This is a genomic window from Planctomycetaceae bacterium, assembly GCA_041398785.1.
GTDB lineage: Bacteria > Planctomycetota > Planctomycetia > Planctomycetales > Planctomycetaceae > JAWKUA01.
The window spans coordinates 263,103-282,938 of record JAWKUA010000007.1 but is presented as its reverse complement, the minus strand read 5'-3'; the positions used below and the strand labels follow the sequence as shown (position 1 = coordinate 282,938).

Sequence of the window (19,836 nt, the reverse complement as noted above, 5' to 3'; positions counted from 1 at the left end):
AAACTTCGGCCGGGGACGTCCGTGACCGCAAGAATTCACTGCGGTCGGCGGTCACTGGGATTCGTGGTGTTTCGCGAAATGATTGAGTTTGCACGCGAACAGGCTTTCGCGTGGTTCTGAGGTGAATGATGAGACGACATCCTTCGATCCTTTCCGGCATTGGCTGTGAGTCTGGTCTTCGTCGCGGTGAAGGCTGTCGATGCCGCGGACGATGCGCTGCTGCCCGTCACCGTTTCTCCGGTGACCGTCATGCTGATTGAACAGCGTGAGATTTCGTTTCGCGACCCCGGACTGCTGGATTCGATGAATGTCACGGAAGGCATGAACGTCACGCAGGGTCAGACACTGGCCGGACTGGATGCCAGCCGGGAAGAAATCGCCGTGGAGACGGCCAGAGTCAATCTGCAGGCAGCGGAACTGCAGCTCAACAACCAGCTTCCCGTGGAGACAGCTCGCGCGTGGCTGGCCGAAGTGCGTGCGGCTCTGCAACCGCTGCAGGCGGCCTTGCTGATTTCGCAGAAGGGCGCCGAAAGTCGAACGCTGATCGAAATGGCGGAAACCGATCGAGACACGTCGCAGGTGGAACTCGAACGCGCTCAGCGCGCGAGAGCCAGATTCGAAAGCGCAGTTTCCGCGTCGGAAATCCTCAGACTGGAGACGCTGGCCAGGAAAGGTCTGCTGAGCGTCGACAAAGCCAATACCGACCACGACATGGCTCAGTTGCAGCCTCGCGTCCACGAAGCGGAAATCGAAGCACAGAATTCCACGATCGCCCGCCATGAGCTGCTGGTGCAGCAGGAACTGAAGAATCTGGATCTGCTGCAACTGACGGTCGCCGCCCGCCGCACGGAACTGCAGCAGGCGGAACTGGCGCTTGCGCGCCGCCGCATGATCGCTCCCATGGACGGTGTCGTCGCCGAAGTCATTCGCAAGCCGGGCGAATGGGTCGAACCCGGCGCCACCGTCGTTCGTGTCATTCAGTTAAGCCGGCTTCGCGTGGAAGGGAACATCGACGTGTCGCTGGTTTTGCAGGATCTGCAGGATCGAGTTGTCACGATTACTTTTCCTGACGAACTGCAGTCGCTGGGCGAAATTCGCGGCCGAATCACACATGTCAGTCCCGAAGTGCAACTGCTGGAACAGCAACTTCGCGTCTGGGCGGAATTTGAAAACACGGGCCTGAAGATTCGGCCGGGGATGTCCGGTGCCATGACCATTCACGCGGAAAAAGCCGAGTCCGATGTTGTGCCTTCCCAGGCCGAAAACACGGCGCAGCGTTCGGGTCGTCAACAGAAATGAACACGGACCGCGGCAGCGCAGAATCGCAGCGAGAATTCGGCCGTGCCGCTGCGACGAATTCACCATCCCCGGCGACGGTCGACGCCGCCGCTGACGACGCCGCGGCGCGCAGAAATCAGACACCCATCCGATGGCGAATGCGACCGGATCTGACCTGCATGCCTCACGAAAACGGAGGCTGGATTCTGAAGGATCCGCTGCAGCCGGCTCACACGTTTCTGGATTCGCACGAGTACCTGGCTCTGCGCGCGCTCGACGGCCGGATCGACATGAACGGCTGGAAACAACTGCTGCAGACTCAGTTTCCCGATCATGAAATTGACGAACAGGAACTGTGGACCTTTCTTCGCCGGCTGATTCGTCAGCAACTGCTGGTTGCCACCGTCACCGGAGATTCACCGCGCGTGCTGGCGGCGCTGGAGCAAAAGCGCAGAACGCGTCGCTGGACCGCACCGCTGAAACTGATGCGTCTGCGATTGCCGCTGATGGACCCGACGTCGCTGCTGAAAAGCATCGAGCCGCGGCTGGCCTTCCTGTACACACGCGCGGCGGCGGTGTGTTTCGCGATTCTGCTGCTGACCGCGGGCACTCTGGTCACTGTCCGGTTCGACGACTTCCGACAGGGACTGCCGAATCTGTCGACGTTCGCCAGCCGCGAAAACATCCTGCTGATCCTGGCAGCATTCATCGTCGTGAAATGCTGTCACGAACTGGCGCACGCTCTGACCTGTGTCCACTTCGGCGCGGAGTGCCGTGAATGCGGCATCATGATGCTGACGTTTACTCCGGTGCTGTACACCAACGTTTCTGATTCGTGGTCGCTGAATAGGTCTCATCGCCTTGCGGTCACGGCAGCCGGCATCGTTCTGGAACTGACGATTGCGTCGCTCTGCGTGCTGCTGTGGTGGTTCGCCGCTCCGGGAACAACTCGTCTTCTGCTGATGAACACGATTCTGCTGTGTTCCGTGACGACCGTGCTGTTCAACGGCAATCCGCTGCTGCGTTTCGACGGCTATTTTCTGCTGGCGGATCTCACGGGCATCCCGAATCTGTATCAGCAGGCGTCCGCGCGAGTCAGCCAGCTTGCTCGACGATATCTGTTCGGCGTCACGGACGGATTGACGTCGATTCGATCCCGGCAGACGGCGTTTCTGACCGTTTATGGGCTGCTGGCGGCGGCCTATCGCCTGCTGATCACGTTCGCGATCGTGAAGATCGTGCGCACGTTTGCCAGACAATGGCAGCAGGAAGCCGCGGGGCAGCTGTTGTCGTGGTTCATCCTGGCGACGTTTCTGGTGATGCCGCTGGCGTTGTTCGTCGGCAACACGGCCGTCACAGCCCTGAGACAGCGGCGCGGCCTTCGACCGCTGCTGCACACGATCGCATTCTGCGCCGTTGCATGGCTGGTGTTGAGTTTTCGCTGGCCGTATTCCGTGACGGCTCCGTGTACGTTTCTTCCCAAAGGAGAAGCGATCTACGTCACGGTTCCGGGTGACGTCATTTCGTTCGCCGACTATGGACAGGTGGTGCAGGCCGGTGACGAGATCGCCCGTCTTTCGAACACGGACATTGACCTGCGCGTGCAGGCGGTGGAAGCGGAACTTCGGCAGCATGAAAACATTCTGGCATCGCTGGAGACCGTTCGAGCGTCCGATCGGAAAAACGACCTTGCCACGACGGCGGAAGCAATCGCCGAAGTGAAATCACGGCTGGCATCGCTCCGTGAACAGGCGCGGAAACTCAGCGTCGAGGCATCGACAGCCGGCGTACTGCTGCCGCCGCAGGAACGTGTTCCGCAGCCTGATGGACGGCAGCTTTCCTCGTGGACCGGACTGCCGCTGACGCACCAAAACCGGAATGCCCATCTGGATCGCGGCACGGTGCTCGGCCATATCGGTGACCCTCGTGAATTGTGGGTCGTGGCATTCGTCGATGAAGCGGAAGTCGAATTTGTCGCACCCGGCTCGCTGACGACAGTCGCGTCCCTCTCGGGAGCAAACGAACGCTTTCAAACGATCATCGAGGAAGTCTCTCAGGAAACGGCCGATTCGGTCCCCATCCAGATCTCCGTCGCCGGCTTGAATAAGTGGCGACGCGCACCGCACGACGCCGCTCCGCCGTTGTTTCGCTGTTCCGGTGTCCTGACGGTCAGGGATTCGCAACCCGTGCCGAACCTGTATTCCGTCGGGCAAGTCCGGATTCACGGAGCGGAACGATCGCTGCTGGAACGCCTGCGGCGGTATCTCGCCCGAACGTTTTGAAGGTGGGCAGCGGTGGACGAGCCGGCTATGGTCAAGCGACCGGCCAAGACCATTCAAACATGATGTCGCGCAGAATCTGGCGTATAGGCAGCATCGTTTCGAGCCGCGCGTGCAAAAGAGCATTCAATGCGGCAGCGGCTCGGCAGGAGCCTCGCCCTCCCAATCACACCACGCTTCCGATTGCGGAGGCCATGAAATCCATCGATCTGCGGCCGACGAAGCACTAAGATTTTCCGGTATCATCGGTCACGGCGAGCCCTCAGCGCCTTCCGGCCCTTCGTGACGATGTCATCACGTGAATGCCCGCGACGCAGGTCACTTGTTTTTTCCGCGCTTTCAGGAGAATCGCATCATGACACTCCGAAGACGACTTGCCGTTGCGGCACTGGTATCCGCGGCAGTCGTGATCGTGGCAGCCATCGCTTTTCGTCTGACTGAGTCTGAACCCCGAATGACCCATTCCGGCGCCGCGCCGGCGGACAGCATCGGGACTGGAACCGGCAGTACCAATTCCTGGTCCGAATTCAGGAAGCCGGACGATGCAACGCTGCGACAACAGCTCACCGCGATGCAGTACGACGTCACTCAGCGCGAAGCGACCGAGCGACCGTTTTCCAACGATTACTGGGACAACACGCGCGAAGGACTGTACGTGGACGTCGTCTCCGGCGAGCCGCTGTTCAGCTCGAAGGACAAGTACAAATCGGGGACCGGCTGGCCGTCGTTCTTTCGCCCGATTGACGGTGCTAATATCGTCGAGAAGGAAGATCGGCAATTGTTCATGAGCCGAACGGAAGTGCGTTCGCGATACGGTGACTCGCATCTGGGGCATGTCTTCGACGACGGACCGCAGCCAACCGGTCTGCGCTATTGTATTAACTCCGCCGCTCTGCGATTCGTCCCGGCCGAGGATCTGGACAAAGAGGGCTACGGGGAATTTGCGTCCCTTTTCACTCCGAACGGAACCGGCTCGTCGACAGCAGCCGGCCAACAGGAAAACAAAACCATGAATACGACAGAACGCGCGGTCCTGGCAGGAGGCTGTTTCTGGGGGATGGAGGAATTGATTCGCAAGCGGCCCGGCGTGATTGACACGCGAGTGGGCTACACAGGCGGCGATGTGCCGAATGCCACGTATCGCAATCACGGGACCCATGCCGAAGCGATCGAAATCGTGTTCGATCCGTCACAGACCAGCTATCGCGATCTGCTGGAGTTCTTCTTTCAAATCCATGACCCGACGACACTGAACCGGCAGGGAAACGACCGGGGCGCGTCGTATCGATCGGCGATTTTTTACACCAGTGATGAACAGAAGCGAGTCGCGCTGGAGACCATCGCCGACGTGGAAGCGTCCGGCAACTGGCCGGGCAAAGTCGTCACGGAAGTGGTCCCGGCAAGTGATTTCTGGGAAGCGGAACCCGACCATCAGGACTATCTGCAGCGCTATCCAAACGGCTATACCTGCCATTTTCCGCGACCCGGCTGGGTCCTGCCGAAAACAAGCAGCACGGCGTCGGGAAAGTAACGGCCGGTCAACCCGCCGCGCAGCCAGCAGCACCCGTCGCGCCAGATTCGGAGTGGCACTGCGATATCAGCCGACTTCAAAATCGCCGCGGCAGAGTTTCTCCCGGGACCCTAAATGGCAGATGAACTCGACAGCAAGTTTGCCGGCGACGAACAACCGCAGCGCGGCGAACTGATCATGCTGGGTTCCGAATCGAGTTGCGGCTACCTGTCCGGCCGGATGTCGCAGATGGAATACCGCTTTGCGTTCTCGCTGACCGATAGGCACTACGAACAACTTCTGGAGCGGGGATGGCGACGGTTCGGACGCATGATTTTTCGTCCGAAGTGCCGGACCTGCCGCGAATGCCGCAGTCTGCGGATCGTGCTGGATCGGTTTCAACCGTCGAAGAGTCAGCGTCGCTGCCGAACTCGAAACCGCGCCATTCAGGTGGAGATCGGTCCGCCGGACGTCACCGACGAACATCTGTCGCTGTACAACCGGTATCACCTGGACATGCACCGTCGCCGCAACTGGCCGTTTCGCATGATTACGCGAGACGAATACTCCGAGTCCTTTCTGGAAGGCCGGTTTCCGTTTTCGCGGGAGTTCCGATATCTGCTGAACGGGCAGCTTGTCGCCATCGGGATCGTCGACATGACTGAATCCGCGATGTCCAGTATCTACTTCTTTCACGATCCGGAACTGCGCCATGCCGGGCTGGGAACGTATTCTGTGCTGTCGGAGATCGCAGAAGGTCAGCGGACCGCCAGGCACCGGCTGTACCTGGGCTATTACATACGCGAATGCGGTTCGATGAACTACAAGAATCGGTTCGCTCCGCACGAAATCCTGCGCGACTATGTCGGTGATGACGAGTTGCCGCTGTGGGAAGTACCGTGACGTGCTTCTCGTGATTCCGGTATCAATGTTGGCCGGGGCCGGCGCCGCCGGTATCATGGCGGCTCGACAGGTCTGTTCGGAAACAGAGATTCCCGCGAGATTGTGACTGTGGCGATCGAGCTGAAACCGTTTTCCTGGCAAAGGATGATTGAAGCCGTGGAAGCTGTCCGTGAACGCGCCTTACGAGCCACCGCTGCGCTGCGTGACGCGGGGATTCCGTATGCTGTTGCCGGTGGTAACGCCGTCGCCGCATGGGTAGCCCGAGTCGATCGGGCGGCGACCCGCAATACTCAGGATGTCGACATATTGATCCGCCGGTCTGACTTCGACCGCGTGAAGCAGGCACTGGAAAGTGCCGGTTTCTATCACTACGAAGTCATGGGAGTCGATTGCTTCATCGACGGTCCCGACGGAAGTCCCCGCGACGCCGTGCATATTCTGTATGCCGGTGAGAAGGTCCGGCCCGAGTATACAACTGCGTCAGCGGACGTCACCGAAGTGGCGGCGGGAGACGACTACAACGTCGTCGACCTGGAAGCTCTGGTCCGCATGAAGCTGAATTCGTTCCGTCGCAAGGACCAGGTTCATCTGCAGGACTTTCTGGCAGTCGGTCTGATCGATGAGTCCTGGTGTGCAAAGCTGCTGCCGGAACACGCGGCAAGGCTGCAGGAACTGATTGACGACCCTGACGGCTGACTCAGTTGGCGATCGACGATCCGCGCGGGTTATTTCAGCAGCTTCGCGGCATCGACAGCGAAGTAGCTCAGGATGCCGTCGGCTCCGGCTCGCTTGAACGCCAGCAGACTTTCCAGCATCACGGCATCGCGGTCCAGCCAGCCGTTTTTAGCCGCGGCGTTCAGCATCGCGTATTCGCCGCTGACCTGGTACGCAAACGTTGGTACTCGAAATTCGTCCTTCACCCGCCGGACGATATCCAGGTACGGCATTCCCGGTTTGACCATGACCATGTCGGCTCCTTCGGCGATGTCCAGAGCGACTTCCCGCAGTGCTTCGTCGGTGTTGGCCGGGTCCATCTGATAGGTCCGCTTGTCGCCTTTGCCGAGGTTTCCGGCGGAGCCCACGGCGTCGCGAAACGGTCCGTAAAACGCCGACGCGTACTTCGCCGAATAGGCCATGATCTGCACTCGCTGAAAACCCGAGTCATCAAGAGCCTTTCGGATGACGCCGACGCGTCCGTCCATCATGTCGGACGGAGCAATGATGTCGCATCCCGCTTCGGCCTGAACCACCGACTGTCGAGCCAGAACCTGCAGGCTTTCGTCGTTCGCCACGTAACCGTTGTGCAGGACTCCGTCCTGTCCGTGAGTCGTGTAGGGATCCAGCGCGACATCCGCGATGATTCCCAGAGGCAGTCCCGCGTCGCGGATCGCTCGCATCGCGCGGCAGATCAGGTTATCGGGGTTCGTGGCTTCGTCGCCATCTTCCGTTTTGCGATCGACAGGCGTCACGGGAAACACGGCCACGGCGGGAATCCCCAGCTCGGCAGCGCCGGTAACGCATGGGACGACTCGATCAATGCTGTAGCGATGGACGCCCGGCATGGAGGCGATCGGCTGTTCGATGCCGCTGCCTTCCGTCACAAACACGGGAAGTATCAGGTCATCGACCGAAAGTGAATGTTCCCGCACCAGCCTTCGCGACCAGTCGTGCCGGCGGTTTCTTCGCATCCGGATCGCCGGAAATCGTCCGGCGGATTCCCTGTCTCCGAGGGTCATGGGCTGGACCTCAATTCCGGAAACGGCGATTCCGCGCGATTGGCGTCCGCTTCCAACTGGTGCAGAGTCTCCTTCACGGAAACCGACGAAACTCCTTCAAACGATGCCGTCGCCGGTTGTCTGGCCAGTTGTCGGACGCGCGACTGCTGGTGCCGCAAATCGCTGCGATGGAATGACCACCAGATGAACGCGATTCCCGCGCAGACCGCCAGAGTCAGCCGCCAGAGGTATGGCGTCAGTTGCTCCGAGCGGGTGACCACGGCGGCCGGTTCAGGGATTTCCTTCAATGCTCCGGCAAGGAACAGGGGAGCGATATTGACGCTGTCACGGGTCGCGTAGCCTTCGCGTTTCAGAAAATATCCCGTGAAGCGAACGTCCGGCGGATGCTTGCCGTAGGCGTCGGCCGGCTTCAGTTTCTCATCGATCGACATTGCCACGACATGCACCAGACGGTCGCCGGAATCGGCGGTTGTCAGCCAGGCGTCGTACAGTGTGCCGACCCCGAATTCATTTGCGGCCCGGCTTTGAACCGACAGCCGCCGCAGCCTGCCGTCGATCGTGAAGGCTTTGCCGCGGGAGGCACTGGTGGCGTCCATGAACAGCGCGAAGCTGCCTGCATCCAGCTTTGCGGCGGTCTCCGGTTTGATCATTGCCGCCATTTTCAAAGCGGCGTAGTAGGCGACCGATTCGTCCGAATGAACCCCGATGACGTCGTCGTGAACGTTCTTCAGCAGATCTTCGGGCATCGTCAGGGCCGCGGATGCAGATGGTTTGGACACTGGAGCGGAACCGTCCTGTTCGACGACCGGCTTCCGTGCGACCTGCACGTTATCCGCCGCCGACGTGCCTTCCGTCGATAGTGTGTCTTCCGCCGGCAGCGTATCCGAATCGAATTTGTCGGCCGGCGCAGCAAAGAATTCGTCGGCGCGAAGCGAGTTCCCGGTCACCTGCAGTTCCGTCCTGGAATCGTCAGTCGCGCCCGTCGCCGTCTGTTCGCCGAACAGCGTGTTCCAGACCTGCGGCCGTTTCGCAACGCTGAATCCCAGCAGCACGATGCCGAAGCCCGCGACCAGCAGAGTCAGTCGCACCTGATCGGTCGGCCGCAGCAATCCTCGCGGGCGTTGTTTGGTTCGAAATCTCAATGGCTCAATCCGTGAGTAAATTTGGAACGACGGGACTGGTGGGACGCACGACATTTCCGCGACCGTCGTCGGTTCGAAATCGAAGATGCGCGATGGTTGCCTCCGCCACGATCGTCAGTTTTGCGGCGGTTCCGCGGAAGCCGTGTTGTCCTTGATGATGGTAACCGAATTGATGAAGTCGAGGTTTGGAAATGTCGGCTTGAGATACCCGTTTCCGCCGGCTCTGAGAGACTCCTGGTCGGGGCGTTCGCCGTATTCCGCGTTGATCTTGTCGACAACTTCCATCCCGTCGACAACGATGCCAAACGGGGCGAACCCGTCTCGATCCAGTCGCGAGTTGTCCTGATAGTTGATGAACACCTGCGTCGACCGTGAATTCGGCTGGTTCATCTTTGCGTAGGTCACGAACCCTCTCAGGTTGCTGCGCTTGACCGGATCGTCTTTGATGGACTGATCCCATTTGGCGGTGGTTGCCGGATCCGCGGCAATTCCAAACTGCACCATGAAATTCGGCACGACACGGAAGAAGCCCGCGTCGTTGTAGAAGTTGGCTTTGACGAGCTGATAGAAATGTTCGGCGCCGATCGGTGCCCAGTCGCGGTGCACGTCGATGGTGAAGTTGCCGGCCGTGGTTTCGAACAGGACGCGAAAACTGCCTTCCTCCGGCACGTCGGACATGTCGATGGATGAACCGGCATCCGGCAGGCTGGCATTGGTTGCGGCACGCGCGCGAGCTTCCGCGGCTCGCTTCTGCTTTTCCGCCTGATCGACTTCCTTCTGCACGTCCTCAATCGCCGTCAGAATCGGCGGCGCATCGTCAACAGGAGCGTTGGAACAGCCAGACGCCGGAAGGAACAACGCCGCCGCGACCGCAAGACGTACGAAGGCTGGCAGGCAGGAACTCAGCGACGACATGCAGTTGATACCTCGCTTCAGAACAGGGAACCGGAATACAAACCGTCCGCATCAGGATGACAAGCCCCGGCATTTTGGGATGTCGGCAGCTATGCGGCAACATACCAGCCCCGGAAACATTCCGCGACGGTTGATCCGGCGGAAGTCGATTAAGCTGGCCGCGGCGGACTCTGAGGCATCTTGCAGCTCTTACTGCCGCGGGCCTGAACGCCTCATTTTTCCCCGCTCGAGGCATAAGTCGGGCCGCCACCGGATGTCGCACCGAACTTCCAACGGCGGCAACGCCTCGTTCGGCATTGCTGGTCCGCGCGGTGTGCAATTCTGCGGCATAAAATGTTTGACGGACGACGCCGGGAAGGTTACGGTCATGCCCACGTCGGAACAGGACGGTTCACTGACAAGCCTGCGGTGGCTGTTCAAACCAGAATGACCAGAGCGGCCGCTGGCCCGGAATGCTTCGAACGGCGCCCGACAGTCGTGGCGGCAGTCGTGGCGGAAGTGTTGCGATTTGCGACACTGCGGCAGAATCGCGCAGTGTTGGTGAGTGGCATTTTCGGCGTTGTCGTCAAAAGCGTCACAATTTTCAGCAGAAAGCCCGTCATCGCGAGTTTCCCGTGAATTTGGCCGATTCGGCATTATCCGTGCTGAATTTTTCGCCGTCGCCCGTCTTCCCCGCCGTACTGTTCTGCGGTACGTCGGAGATTCATCTTTGCCGACCGTCGTGGACTCAAGGAATGTGCATATGCTTGGTGAGTTGAATCCGTGTGGTGGAGGCGATCCGATACCGCTGCTTCACGAGAAACTGCTGGTCGGACGCCGGTCGTCATGCGACATCTGCCTTTCCTTTCCAAACGTTTCGTCTCACCACTGCGAACTGGAAATGAAGGACGGTTACTGGCACATCCGGGACCTTGGAAGCAGCAACGGCATCAAGGTGAACGGAGAACGCACGACGGGAAAGCCGCTGATGCCGGGCGACGAACTTCAGATTGCCAAACACTGCTTTCGCATTGAATACATTGTCAGCGGCAACGCTCCTCCGCCCGAAGATGAAGACCCGTTTGCCATGGGCCTGATGGAAAAGGCCGGATTGGCGGCTGCCTCCAGCGGTCCCGGTCGCATGCCGGCAGCTTCCGGTCGCACGAAGACTCGCAGTCGCCGCCGCGATAGTTCGCACGACAATTTCATCATGGACTGGCTCAGCGAAGAGTAGCGATCGTCGGCCGAGATTCGGCAGACACTATTTTCACCGTTGATTTCTCACGTCGAAGTGAGGTCCGCTGCGGCTAATGCTTGGTGCCTCCACTGCCTTCCACTGGACGAAGTCCGGTTTCCTGCCGTCCGCCGCTCGCCGGTCGAGATGGCGGTCCATGGCGAAACGCGTCATTCGCCGAAGCGAACGGCTGCATAAGCTGACCGACGACGACCTGCTGGCGGCCGGCCGAAGAATCCGCTGGGAAGCCCGAGCTGGCACACCGCTGGCAAAGCTGCTGCCCGAAGCCTTTTCGCTCGTCCGCGAGTCCGCTCGCCGCGTGCTGAAGATGGAACACTTCGAAGTGCAGATCATGGGAGCGATCGCACTGTTCGAAGGCCACATCGCCGAAATGCAGACCGGCGAAGGCAAGACACTGACCGCCACCATGACGTCGTTCCTCCGCGCACTTCCCGGCTACGGCTGTCATGTCATCACCGTCAACGATTATCTGGCGAATCGCGATGCCGAAACCATGGGGCCCGTTCATCGCAAGCTGGGACTGTCCGTCGGCAAGATTCTGGACTCGATGGAAGCGGACGAACGCCGGCAGAACTACGCCTGCGATATTACCTACGGAACCTCCAAGGAAATGGGTTTCGACTTCCTGCGCGACCGTTTGCGCAAGGGAGCCAGCGCGGAAGACGGCAGCCCGTCGCTGCGAAAATTCGTCCGAACTCTGCAGGGCGGAGAAGAACCCGTTCAGCGCGGCCACTATTTTGCGCTGATTGACGAAGCCGACAGTATCCTGATCGACGAAGCCCGCACGCCGCTGATTATCGGACTGACTCAGCCGAACGATCCGGCCACGGTCAACCTGTTTCGCTGGAGCAACCGGGCGACGTTTCAACTGGAACCCCGCACCGACTACGTCTACGAACCGGAAAGACGCTCCGCATGGCTGACCGATGCCGGCTGCCGCAAGGTCGTGCTGATGTCCAAGCCGACGCTGCTGAGTTCGATGGATACGGAACGAATCTATACTCAGGTGGAAAAAGCTCTCACCGCGCGACACGCTTTCGAACTCGACCGCGACTACGTCATCGTCGACGACAAGGTCGTGATCGTCGACGAAGGCACCGGCCGCATCATGGACGGCCGCAAGTGGCAGGACGGACTGCATCAGGCCATCGAAGCCAAGGAACTGGTACCCATCACCGCCGCCACGGGTGAAGCCGCTCGAGTGACCGTGCAGAGCTTCTTCCGCAACTACACCAATCTGTGCGGCATGACGGGAACTGCCGTTCCGGCCCGCAGTGAACTGCGCAAGACGTACAAACTGAAGGTCACCAGAATTCCGACGAACAAGCGCTGCATTCGCAGGGGACTGGCTGTGAAAGTGTTCAAGACGCAGCAGGCCAAGCGAGCCGCGATTAGCGCTGAAATTGCCCGAATGATCACCGCCGGTCGCGCTGTCCTGGTCGGAACGCCGTCGGTGGAAGCGTCGGAATCTCTGGGAATCGTGCTGAAGGAAAACGGGATCAGCCACAAGATCCTGAATGCCCGTTACCACGAACAGGAAGCGGAAATCGTCAAGGACGCCGGCCATGCGGGGCGAGTCACCATCGCCACCAACATGGCCGGACGCGGAACCGACATCCTTCTGGACGACAGCGTCCGCAAAGCCGGCGGTCTTCACGTCATCGCCACGGAAATGCACAGTTCCAAACGCATCGACCGCCAGTTGGTCGGTCGAGCCGCACGCCAGGGCGACCCCGGTTCGTTTCAGTTCTTCCTGTCTCTGGAAGACGAACTGCTGCGCTGCCGCGAACCTCGCGAAGTCGCCCGAAAGCAGAAAATGGCGATCGCCAGCAAGAAGGGAGCACTCGCACGATCCTGGCTGCGTTACTTCCGGCGAGTGCAGCGGTTCCTGGAAAAGACTCACCGCAAACAGCGGAAGAATCTTCTGAAACAGGAACGCATGCGTCTGGAACAGTACGAAAACATGGGCCTGGACCCATACCTCGAACTGACCGAATCCTGACGGCGCCGCTTCTTCACGCAGCACAGCTACTGCAGCGTGCGCAACTGCAATTCCTTGATGCGAAATCTCCCACTGCTGCACCAACTCCAAGCGGTGCTGGTGTAGTCGGCGAAGTCGACCTGTTCGACGATCGCCTCGTGCCGTGTTTCCCGGACAGTGAACTGTGGTTGTCAGATTCGACCACTGTCGCGCGTGTTTCAATCGCCAATCTGTGTTGATCTGTGTGAATCTGTGGCCAGAGACGTCGCGGTGGTTGGTGATACGCTGTGAACGCAAAGTCGAGCGGGGTTCGTGCATCGCTGTCCGTTGTGCGGTAAAATCAGCGGTCAAGTCGCTTTGATACGCCTCCGATCAGTCCACGACGATCTGCGCGGAACGAACTGATGCTGAATCGCTGCCTGCTGCCGCTGAAAACCGTCGCGCGAAGCCTCGCCTTCGGGACGATCACACTGCTGTTCGTGACCATCGTTTCGGCGGCTCCAATCGACTTTGAACGTGACATACGGCCGATCCTGAACGACCACTGTGCTTCGTGTCACGGGGGAGTCAAAGCCAGCGGCGGATTCAGCATACTCAGCCGCGAACGCCTGACGACGGCAGCCGATTCCGGCAGCGTTCCCGTTCAACCGGGCAACGTTGCCGGCAGCGAACTGCTGGCGCGAATCACCAGTGACGATCTGAGCCTCCGAATGCCGCCGGAAGGTCATGACCCGCTCTCGCCGAAGGAAATTGAACTGCTGACCGAATGGATTCGGGACGGCGCCGAATGGCCAGTACACTGGTCGCACGCTGATGTGCCGCCGCTGCCGGACGCAGCACAATTCGCAGGGCAGCATCCGATCGACTGGTGCGTTCGTCTTCGGCTGAGTGAGCGAAACCTGGCACCAGCGCCGCGGGCGGACCGGCACGTTCTTGTCCGGCGAATGTATCTGGATCTGACCGGTCTGCTGCCGACGCCCTCTCAGGTCAGTGCATTCGTCGAAAGCGGTGACGCAGCGGCGCTGGCGGACGAGCTGCTTTCCAGTCCGCACTTCGGCGAACGCTGGGGACGCCACTGGCTCGACGAAGCCCGCTACGCCGATTCGGAAGGCTATGAAAAGGACAGCGCCAAGGACGATGCCTGGCGATATCGTGACTGGGTTGTGCGTTCCATCAACGACGATATGCCATTCGATGACTTCACACGCCGGCAGATCGCGGGAGACCTGCTGCCGAACGCTTCGCAGGACGACCTGATCGCCACCAAGTTTCAGCTTCAGACGCAGTTCAACCTGGAAGGCGGAGTCGATTCAGAAGAAGACCGCACGAAGCGCGTGATTGACACGGTCGGCACGGTGGGAACCGTCTGGTTGGCAACGTCCGTCGGCTGCACTCAATGCCACAACCATCCGTACGACCCGCTGGAACAGACAGACTTCTATCGGCTGTATGCATTCTTCAACAACACGGACTTAGGCGCCGATTTTCTTGGTTCTGAACCGACCAACGCGGCTGAGCTGCGCGGCGAACGTCGCGAAAAGTGGGCGAAAATTGTCGACCTGCTGAACCGACAGGTCGAGGACAAGGACCTGAGCGACGACTGCCAGCGCGAACTGAGCCAACTGCGAGGCTACGACAACGGCAAAGGCTTCACTCGCTACATGACTGAGCGGCAGCAGAATCGCCGCGCGACGTACGTCTTCACGCGCGGGGATTTTCAGAGACCGCAGGTTGATGGCGGCGAAATCGCGCCCAACGTCCCGCGCAATCTGGGGACCGTGCAACCTCGCGGCGCGATGCCCGATCGGCTGGATCTGGCCAACTGGCTGGTCAGCGAAACAAATCCGCTGACGGCTCGCGTGGCCGTCAACAAGATCTGGCTGCACCTGTTCGGCCGGTCTCTTGCCGACCAGCCTCAGGAATTCGGTTCGCGCGGGTCCGCTCCGTCGCATCCGCAACTGCTCGACTATCTGGCACGGTCGTTCATGGACAACGGCTGGAGTCGCAAGGCGCTGATTCGGTTGATTGTGACGTCGCAAACGTACCAGCAGTCTTCCTCGCACCGGCCGGAACTGGTTTCGTTCGATCCTGACAACCGCCTTCTGGCGCGACAGAATCGCTTTCGCGTGGAAGCGGAAATCGTGCGGGACATTTCGCTGCAGGCGGCCGGGCTGCTGAGTCGAAAAGCAGGCGGCCCGAGTGTCTTTCCGCCGCTGCCGGAAATTGTGGCTCAGCAGACGTATGCCGGAAGTTTCAAGTTCAGGGCGTCGGAAGGCGAAGACCGCTATCGCCGCGGGCTGTACACGTTCTTTCGACGCACCGCGATTGACCCGAATCTCAGCACGTTCGACTGCCCGGACAGCAGTCTGACGGTGGCCGAACGAGACCGCAGCAACAATCCTCTGCAGGCTTTGGCCACGCTGCACAACGAAGTCTATCACGAAGCCGCGCAGGCGTTTGCCCGGCGGCTGCTGAATGAGTTTCCAGGTGAGATGTCCGATGCTGATCGACTGGATCAGGCGCTGCGGATTACCGTCGGCCGAAGTGCCGATGATCGGGAACGCGCGGAGATGACCGATCTGCTGCACACCGCTCGTGATCACTTCGCCGCGAATCCGGATGACGCGCGGGCGCTGGCGGGAAGCAATGCGGACGAAGCGCCGGTCGTTGCGGAACAGGCGGCGTGGATCAATGTCTGTCGAGTCCTGCTGAATCTGGATGAGTTCCTGACGAGGAGTTGAACGTGAACACAATTCATGCCCACAAGCGTCGAAGCTTCTTTGCGACTGCCGCCAGCGGACTGGGTGGCATCGCTCTGACATCGATGCTGGCGGCGGATGGAGCGTTCGGCGGCGAGACGGCTCCCGTCAATCCTCTGGCGCCGAAGCCGTCTGACTTCGAACCGAAAGCGAAGAGCTGCATTTTCATCTTCAACGCGGGCGCTCCGTCGCAGCTTGATCTGTTCAACCATCGGCCGGAACTGAACCGTTTGCACGGTCAGCCGCTGCCGGAATCGCTGCTGGAAGGCGTGCGGTTCGCGTTCATTCAGAAGGACAGTGCCCGCCTGATGGCATCGCGGCGACGGTTTACTCAGCACGGACAAAGCGGCACGTGGTTTTCAGACCTGCTGCCTCACGTGGCCGCGTGCGCCGACGACATCTGCCTGATGAACAGTCTGCACACGGATCAGTTCAACCATCATCCCGGACAACTGATGATGCAGTGCGGCCAGGCTCAGTTTGGGCTGCCGTCAATGGGGTCGTGGCTTAGCTACGGTCTGGGAACGGAGAACCAGAATCTGCCGGGCTACGTGGTGCTGACATCCGGGCGAGGTTCCAGCGGCGGCGCGACTTTGTGGAGCAGCGGTTATCTGCCGTCCGTTCACGAAGGCGTGCTGCTGCGAAATCAGGGGCCGCCGATTTTGAATCTGGAACGGCCGTCCGGCCTGCCGGATTCGCTGGAACGGCAGGGACTGGATGCATTGCGGGCGCTGAACGAACGGCACCTGGATCGTGTCGGAGATCCGGAAATTCAAAGCCGCATTTCCAGCTACGAACTGGCGTACCGCATGCAGGCAGCCGCGCCGGAGCTGACCGATCTTACCGGCGAAACGGCGGCGACGCTGGACGCCTACGGTATCAATCGGCCGGAGCCGGAAAAGCGGTCCGCCCGAGTCGGTGCCGGCAATCATTATTCCGGCTTTGCCCGCAACTGCCTGCTGGCGCGGCGCATGGTCGAACGCGGTGTCCGGTTCGTGAACATCATCTTCGCGTCGTGGGACCATCATTCAGGACTGGACGCCGAACTGTCCTACAACGCGGGCTGCGTCGACCAGCCGGTCGCGGCGTTGATTCGCGATCTGAAACAGCGAGGTCTGCTGGACGAGACGCTGGTGGTCTTTGGAGGCGAATTCGGGCGGACACCGCTGGGCGAAAATCGCGGCGGCAGCGCAGACGTCACCGGACGCGATCATCATCCCAACGCGTTCAGTATGTTCATGGCGGGCGGCGGTTCCCGCGGCGGCCACACTCACGGCGAAACCGACGAGATCGGCTGGAATCCCGTCATCGATCCGATCCATGTCAATGACTTCCAGGCGACGCTGCTGCATCTGTTTGGCATCCGGCACAAACGGCTGACGTATCGTCACCAGGGAGTCGACAAGCGACTGACGAACATCACTCGCGAATCGGAAGTGATCGAAGGCCTGCTGGCGTGAATTTTCGTCGATGTGTTTCAAGACGGCAGAATACCGGTTTCGCGTCAGACATTCGGCGATTGCACACCGCGAATAACGCACGCGGCTGTGACAGGGACTCAGTCGGCTCGCATCGCGTCGAGATCCACGAGGTACAGAATCGCTCCCTTGTTTTCGTCTCCGCTGACGTAGGGAATAATTCTGACCAGAACATCGTGGCCGTCGGCGGCCTGGGTTCTCGTCGCGTATGGCTGTCCGCCGGCCAGCACGGTCCTGATTGCGGCGGGAAGATCACGAATTGCAAGTGAGTGCGTGAAGTTGGCCAGTGGGCGGCCGATGTCGTGGTCAACCAGGTTGAAGAACCGAGTGGCAGCTTCGGTAAACCTGCGAATTCTCTGGTCTGCGTCGACGAAAACCGTACCGATGTCTGTGCTGCGCAGCAGGTTTTCGATGTCTTCCGTCACTTCCTGAAGCTCAGTGATCTTGCGGTGGTTCTCTGCGTTGACGGAATAGAGTTCCTCGTTGACGCTGTGTAGTTCCTCATTGGTGCTCTGAAGTTCCTCGTTGGACGCAACTAGCTCCTCGTTTGTGGACTGAAGCTCTTCGTTGCTCGCTTCCAGCTCCTCGATGGTGGCGCTCAGACTTTCCTTCGTGTAGGTCAGTTCGGCTTCGAGCGACGAGTAGTCATCACCTGCCTGCGTGATGCGCACTTCGGTGTCTTCGACCTTACCTTGCGATACGGCATCGGTTCCGGACGTGAATTCAACAAACCACGCCACACGAGCGCCTTTGCCCTGCAGCGCGCGGATCGTGACATCGGCTCGCAGGGAATCGCCATTGACGTCGAAGCTGACATTTCGAAGAACAAAGCGGGCCTGTGGCTCTCTGGCCGCCCGAACCAGGCCCGCGGAAATTACCGTTCTGGCGTCGCCGCCAAGCAGCCTGGCAACGTTGCCCGTAAACCGGCCGGCGGAGTTATGCAGAAAACGATGCGCGTTGCCGAACGTGTGCAGGATGTTGCGGTTTTCGTCAAGCAGCAGTCCGCAATCGATAAACTGCGCCAGCAGCAGGTCGTAGGCTTCCAGCAGGCTGGTGAAACTCAGTTGATCGGGTTTGTCCCGGTTCAGAATGTTGACCAGCCGTCGCGGGCCGCGAGCGATGGACTCCGCGTCAACGCTGTTGCCTGCGATCAGCCGCGGCAGGTTTCTCAGCTTTCGATAAATCCTCCACGTGTTATCGAGCGTGTCAAATTCGTCCTGCAGCCGGCCCAGCGTTTCGCTGGAACCAAGCATCAGCAGACCATCCGGCTCCAGCGCGAAATGAAACGACGCAATCGCTGACTGTTGAGCGTTCGGCTGCAGGTAAATCAGCATGTTGCGGCACGTGACAATGTGCATTCTGGTGAACGGCGGGTCCTGAAGCACGTTGTGCCGGGCAAAGACGATATGCCGGCGAATCTCCGAACGAACCCGGTACTGATGACTGTCCACGGGAGCGAAAAAGGCGCTCTGACGCTCCTGAGAAACAAACTCCAGCGACTCGCCTGAATAGACTCCGCGGGCCGCGGTATCCAGTGCTGCCTGATGGACGTCGGTTGCCAGGATCTTTATTTTGACTTCGCGGCCGCACCGTTCAAAGGCATCAACGGCGAGCATGCCGAGCGAATAGGCTTCCTCACCGGTTGCGCAGCCGGCCACCCAGATGCGCAGTTCGGTGTCCACCGGCAGTCGGCGGACGACCTGCCGCAGATGTCCCTCAAACGCCAGAAACGCTTCGGTGTCGCGGAAGAATTTCGTAACGCCGATCAGCAGGTCGTGGTACAGGGCATCCAGTTCGACATTATCACCCTGCAGTTTGTCGGCGTAGGCCTGCAGCGACGGACTATTGGTCGCATGGATCCGGCGATCGATGCGCCGGGCGATGGTGGAGGGTTTGTAGTCGGCAAAGTCGATCCCGTATCGTTCGCAGAGCAGCGAAAACACCAGGTTGACACCGGTCAGTTCTTCATCCGACGAAAACTCCTCAACCGTGATCCGCCCTTCGCGGTGAACCGGGAATCGATTCAGGAAGCGGCTGATTTCCTCGGGCGGCAGCACAAGATCGACGCAGTGCGTTGCGATGGCGTTGGACGGCATCCCGTTGAACTGAGCGGTTTCCGGTGACTGCACAACCGTTGTTCCTCCGCACTGCCGCAGTTCGCGGATTCCGGCCGAACCGTCGTTACCGGTTCCGGAAAGAACCACACCCACCGCTCTGCTGCCGAAACTCTGGGCCAGCGACCGAAACAGCAGGTCAACCGGCTTCTGAATCTGCTCACGGTCCATCGCCGTCAGCCGCAGCCGTCCGTCACGGACGCTGAGGTTCTTGCCGGGAGTAATCAAAAAGACGCAATCCGGCTTCAGTTCCATCCCGTCAGCGGCGTTGATCACCCGCATCTTCGTGTGCCGCGAAAGGATCTCGTCCATCAGACTGTTGAAGGTGGGAGACAGGTGCTGAACGACGACAAACGCCATCCCGGTGCCGGAGGAGATGCCGTCGAAAAGCGTTTCCAGAGCTTTCAGACCTCCGGCTGACGCACCAATACCGACAATGGTGCTGACAACGCGGGCGGTATCTTCGTCATCTTCGGCGAACCGCCTGTCACTGGTGATGGAATTCAT

Annotated in this window: 13 protein-coding genes; 9 read left to right on the top strand and 4 right to left on the bottom strand. The window is 60.0% G+C overall.

Annotated features, from left to right (window positions below):
* Positions 1-165: 165 nt before the first annotated feature.
* From R3C19_10865 to R3C19_10845, 5 genes are all read left to right on the top strand, one after another.
* Complete coding sequence (locus R3C19_10865) at positions 166-1,299, top strand: efflux RND transporter periplasmic adaptor subunit (GenBank protein MEZ6060856.1); 1,134 nt, start codon at positions 166-168, stop codon at positions 1,297-1,299.
* Positions 1,296-3,560, top strand: a complete 2,265-nt coding sequence (locus R3C19_10860) for an HlyD family efflux transporter periplasmic adaptor subunit (GenBank protein ID MEZ6060855.1) — start codon at positions 1,296-1,298, stop codon at positions 3,558-3,560. Before R3C19_10865 ends, R3C19_10860 begins: the two co-directional genes overlap by 4 nt.
* A 352-nt stretch (positions 3,561-3,912) precedes the next feature.
* Positions 3,913-5,088, top strand: a complete 1,176-nt coding sequence (locus R3C19_10855) for a bifunctional methionine sulfoxide reductase B/A protein (GenBank protein ID MEZ6060854.1) — start codon at positions 3,913-3,915, stop codon at positions 5,086-5,088.
* A gap of 114 nt (positions 5,089-5,202) precedes the next feature.
* Complete coding sequence (locus R3C19_10850; GenBank protein MEZ6060853.1) at positions 5,203-5,970, top strand: arginyltransferase; 768 nt, start codon at positions 5,203-5,205, stop codon at positions 5,968-5,970.
* A 108-nt stretch (positions 5,971-6,078) separates the two neighbouring features.
* On the top strand, positions 6,079-6,666 hold the full coding sequence (locus R3C19_10845; protein ID MEZ6060852.1) for a nucleotidyltransferase family protein: 588 nt from the start codon (positions 6,079-6,081) through the stop codon (positions 6,664-6,666).
* Positions 6,667-6,695: 29 nt separating this feature from the next.
* On the opposite strand, the gene hemB is transcribed toward R3C19_10845, so the two are convergent.
* The 3 genes from hemB to R3C19_10830 all read right to left on the bottom strand — a co-directional run bounded on the left by hemB (position 6,696) and on the right by R3C19_10830 (position 9,763).
* Positions 6,696-7,706: a porphobilinogen synthase gene (gene hemB / locus R3C19_10840; GenBank protein MEZ6060851.1), complete on the bottom strand. Its 1,011-nt coding sequence runs from the start codon at positions 7,704-7,706 to the stop codon at positions 6,696-6,698.
* The gene (locus R3C19_10835; GenBank protein MEZ6060850.1) at positions 7,703-8,848 is read right to left on the bottom strand and encodes a hypothetical protein; all 1,146 of its coding nucleotides are present in this window, start codon (positions 8,846-8,848) and stop codon (positions 7,703-7,705) included. Before R3C19_10835 ends, hemB begins: the two co-directional genes overlap by 4 nt.
* Positions 8,849-8,962: 114 nt before the next feature.
* Positions 8,963-9,763, bottom strand: a complete 801-nt coding sequence (locus R3C19_10830; protein ID MEZ6060849.1) for a peptidylprolyl isomerase — start codon at positions 9,761-9,763, stop codon at positions 8,963-8,965.
* Between the two features lie 742 nt (positions 9,764-10,505).
* On the opposite strand from R3C19_10830, the gene R3C19_10825 reads away from it, so the two are divergent.
* From R3C19_10825 to R3C19_10810, 4 genes are all read left to right on the top strand, one after another.
* On the top strand, positions 10,506-10,976 hold the full coding sequence (locus R3C19_10825) for an FHA domain-containing protein (protein ID MEZ6060848.1): 471 nt from the start codon (positions 10,506-10,508) through the stop codon (positions 10,974-10,976).
* Positions 10,977-11,052: 76 nt separating this feature from the next.
* Positions 11,053-12,999, top strand: a complete 1,947-nt coding sequence (locus R3C19_10820) for a translocase (protein MEZ6060847.1) — start codon at positions 11,053-11,055, stop codon at positions 12,997-12,999.
* A 383-nt stretch (positions 13,000-13,382) separates the two neighbouring features.
* Positions 13,383-15,719 (top strand): PSD1 and planctomycete cytochrome C domain-containing protein, encoded by a 2,337-nt coding sequence (locus R3C19_10815; protein ID MEZ6060846.1) that lies wholly within the window; start codon positions 13,383-13,385, stop codon positions 15,717-15,719.
* A gap of 2 nt (positions 15,720-15,721) precedes the next feature.
* Positions 15,722-17,197 (top strand): DUF1501 domain-containing protein, encoded by a 1,476-nt coding sequence (locus R3C19_10810; GenBank protein MEZ6060845.1) that lies wholly within the window; start codon positions 15,722-15,724, stop codon positions 17,195-17,197.
* Between the two features lie 98 nt (positions 17,198-17,295).
* On the opposite strand, the gene R3C19_10805 is transcribed toward R3C19_10810, so the two are convergent.
* Complete coding sequence (locus R3C19_10805) at positions 17,296-19,836, bottom strand: chemotaxis protein CheB (protein MEZ6060844.1); 2,541 nt, start codon at positions 19,834-19,836, stop codon at positions 17,296-17,298.

What these genes read in the sequence shown, in the direction of transcription:
- R3C19_10860 (MEZ6060855.1), top strand. Translation starts at nt 1,296, where the DNA reads ATGAACACGGACCGCGGCAGCGCAGAATCGCAGCGAGAATTCGGCCGT.
- R3C19_10855 (MEZ6060854.1), top strand. Translation starts at nt 3,913, where the DNA reads ATGACACTCCGAAGACGACTTGCCGTTGCGGCACTGGTATCCGCGGCA.
- R3C19_10850 (MEZ6060853.1), top strand. Translation starts at nt 5,203, where the DNA reads ATGGCAGATGAACTCGACAGCAAGTTTGCCGGCGACGAACAACCGCAG.
- hemB (MEZ6060851.1), bottom strand. Translation starts at nt 7,706, where the DNA reads ATGACCCTCGGAGACAGGGAATCCGCCGGACGATTTCCGGCGATCCGG.
- R3C19_10830 (MEZ6060849.1), bottom strand. Translation starts at nt 9,763, where the DNA reads ATGTCGTCGCTGAGTTCCTGCCTGCCAGCCTTCGTACGTCTTGCGGTC.
- R3C19_10825 (MEZ6060848.1), top strand. Translation starts at nt 10,506, where the DNA reads ATGCTTGGTGAGTTGAATCCGTGTGGTGGAGGCGATCCGATACCGCTG.
- R3C19_10820 (MEZ6060847.1), top strand. Translation starts at nt 11,053, where the DNA reads ATGCTTGGTGCCTCCACTGCCTTCCACTGGACGAAGTCCGGTTTCCTG.
- R3C19_10815 (MEZ6060846.1), top strand. Translation starts at nt 13,383, where the DNA reads ATGCTGAATCGCTGCCTGCTGCCGCTGAAAACCGTCGCGCGAAGCCTC.
- R3C19_10805 (MEZ6060844.1), bottom strand. Translation starts at nt 19,836, where the DNA reads ATGAATTCCATCACCAGTGACAGGCGGTTCGCCGAAGATGACGAAGAT.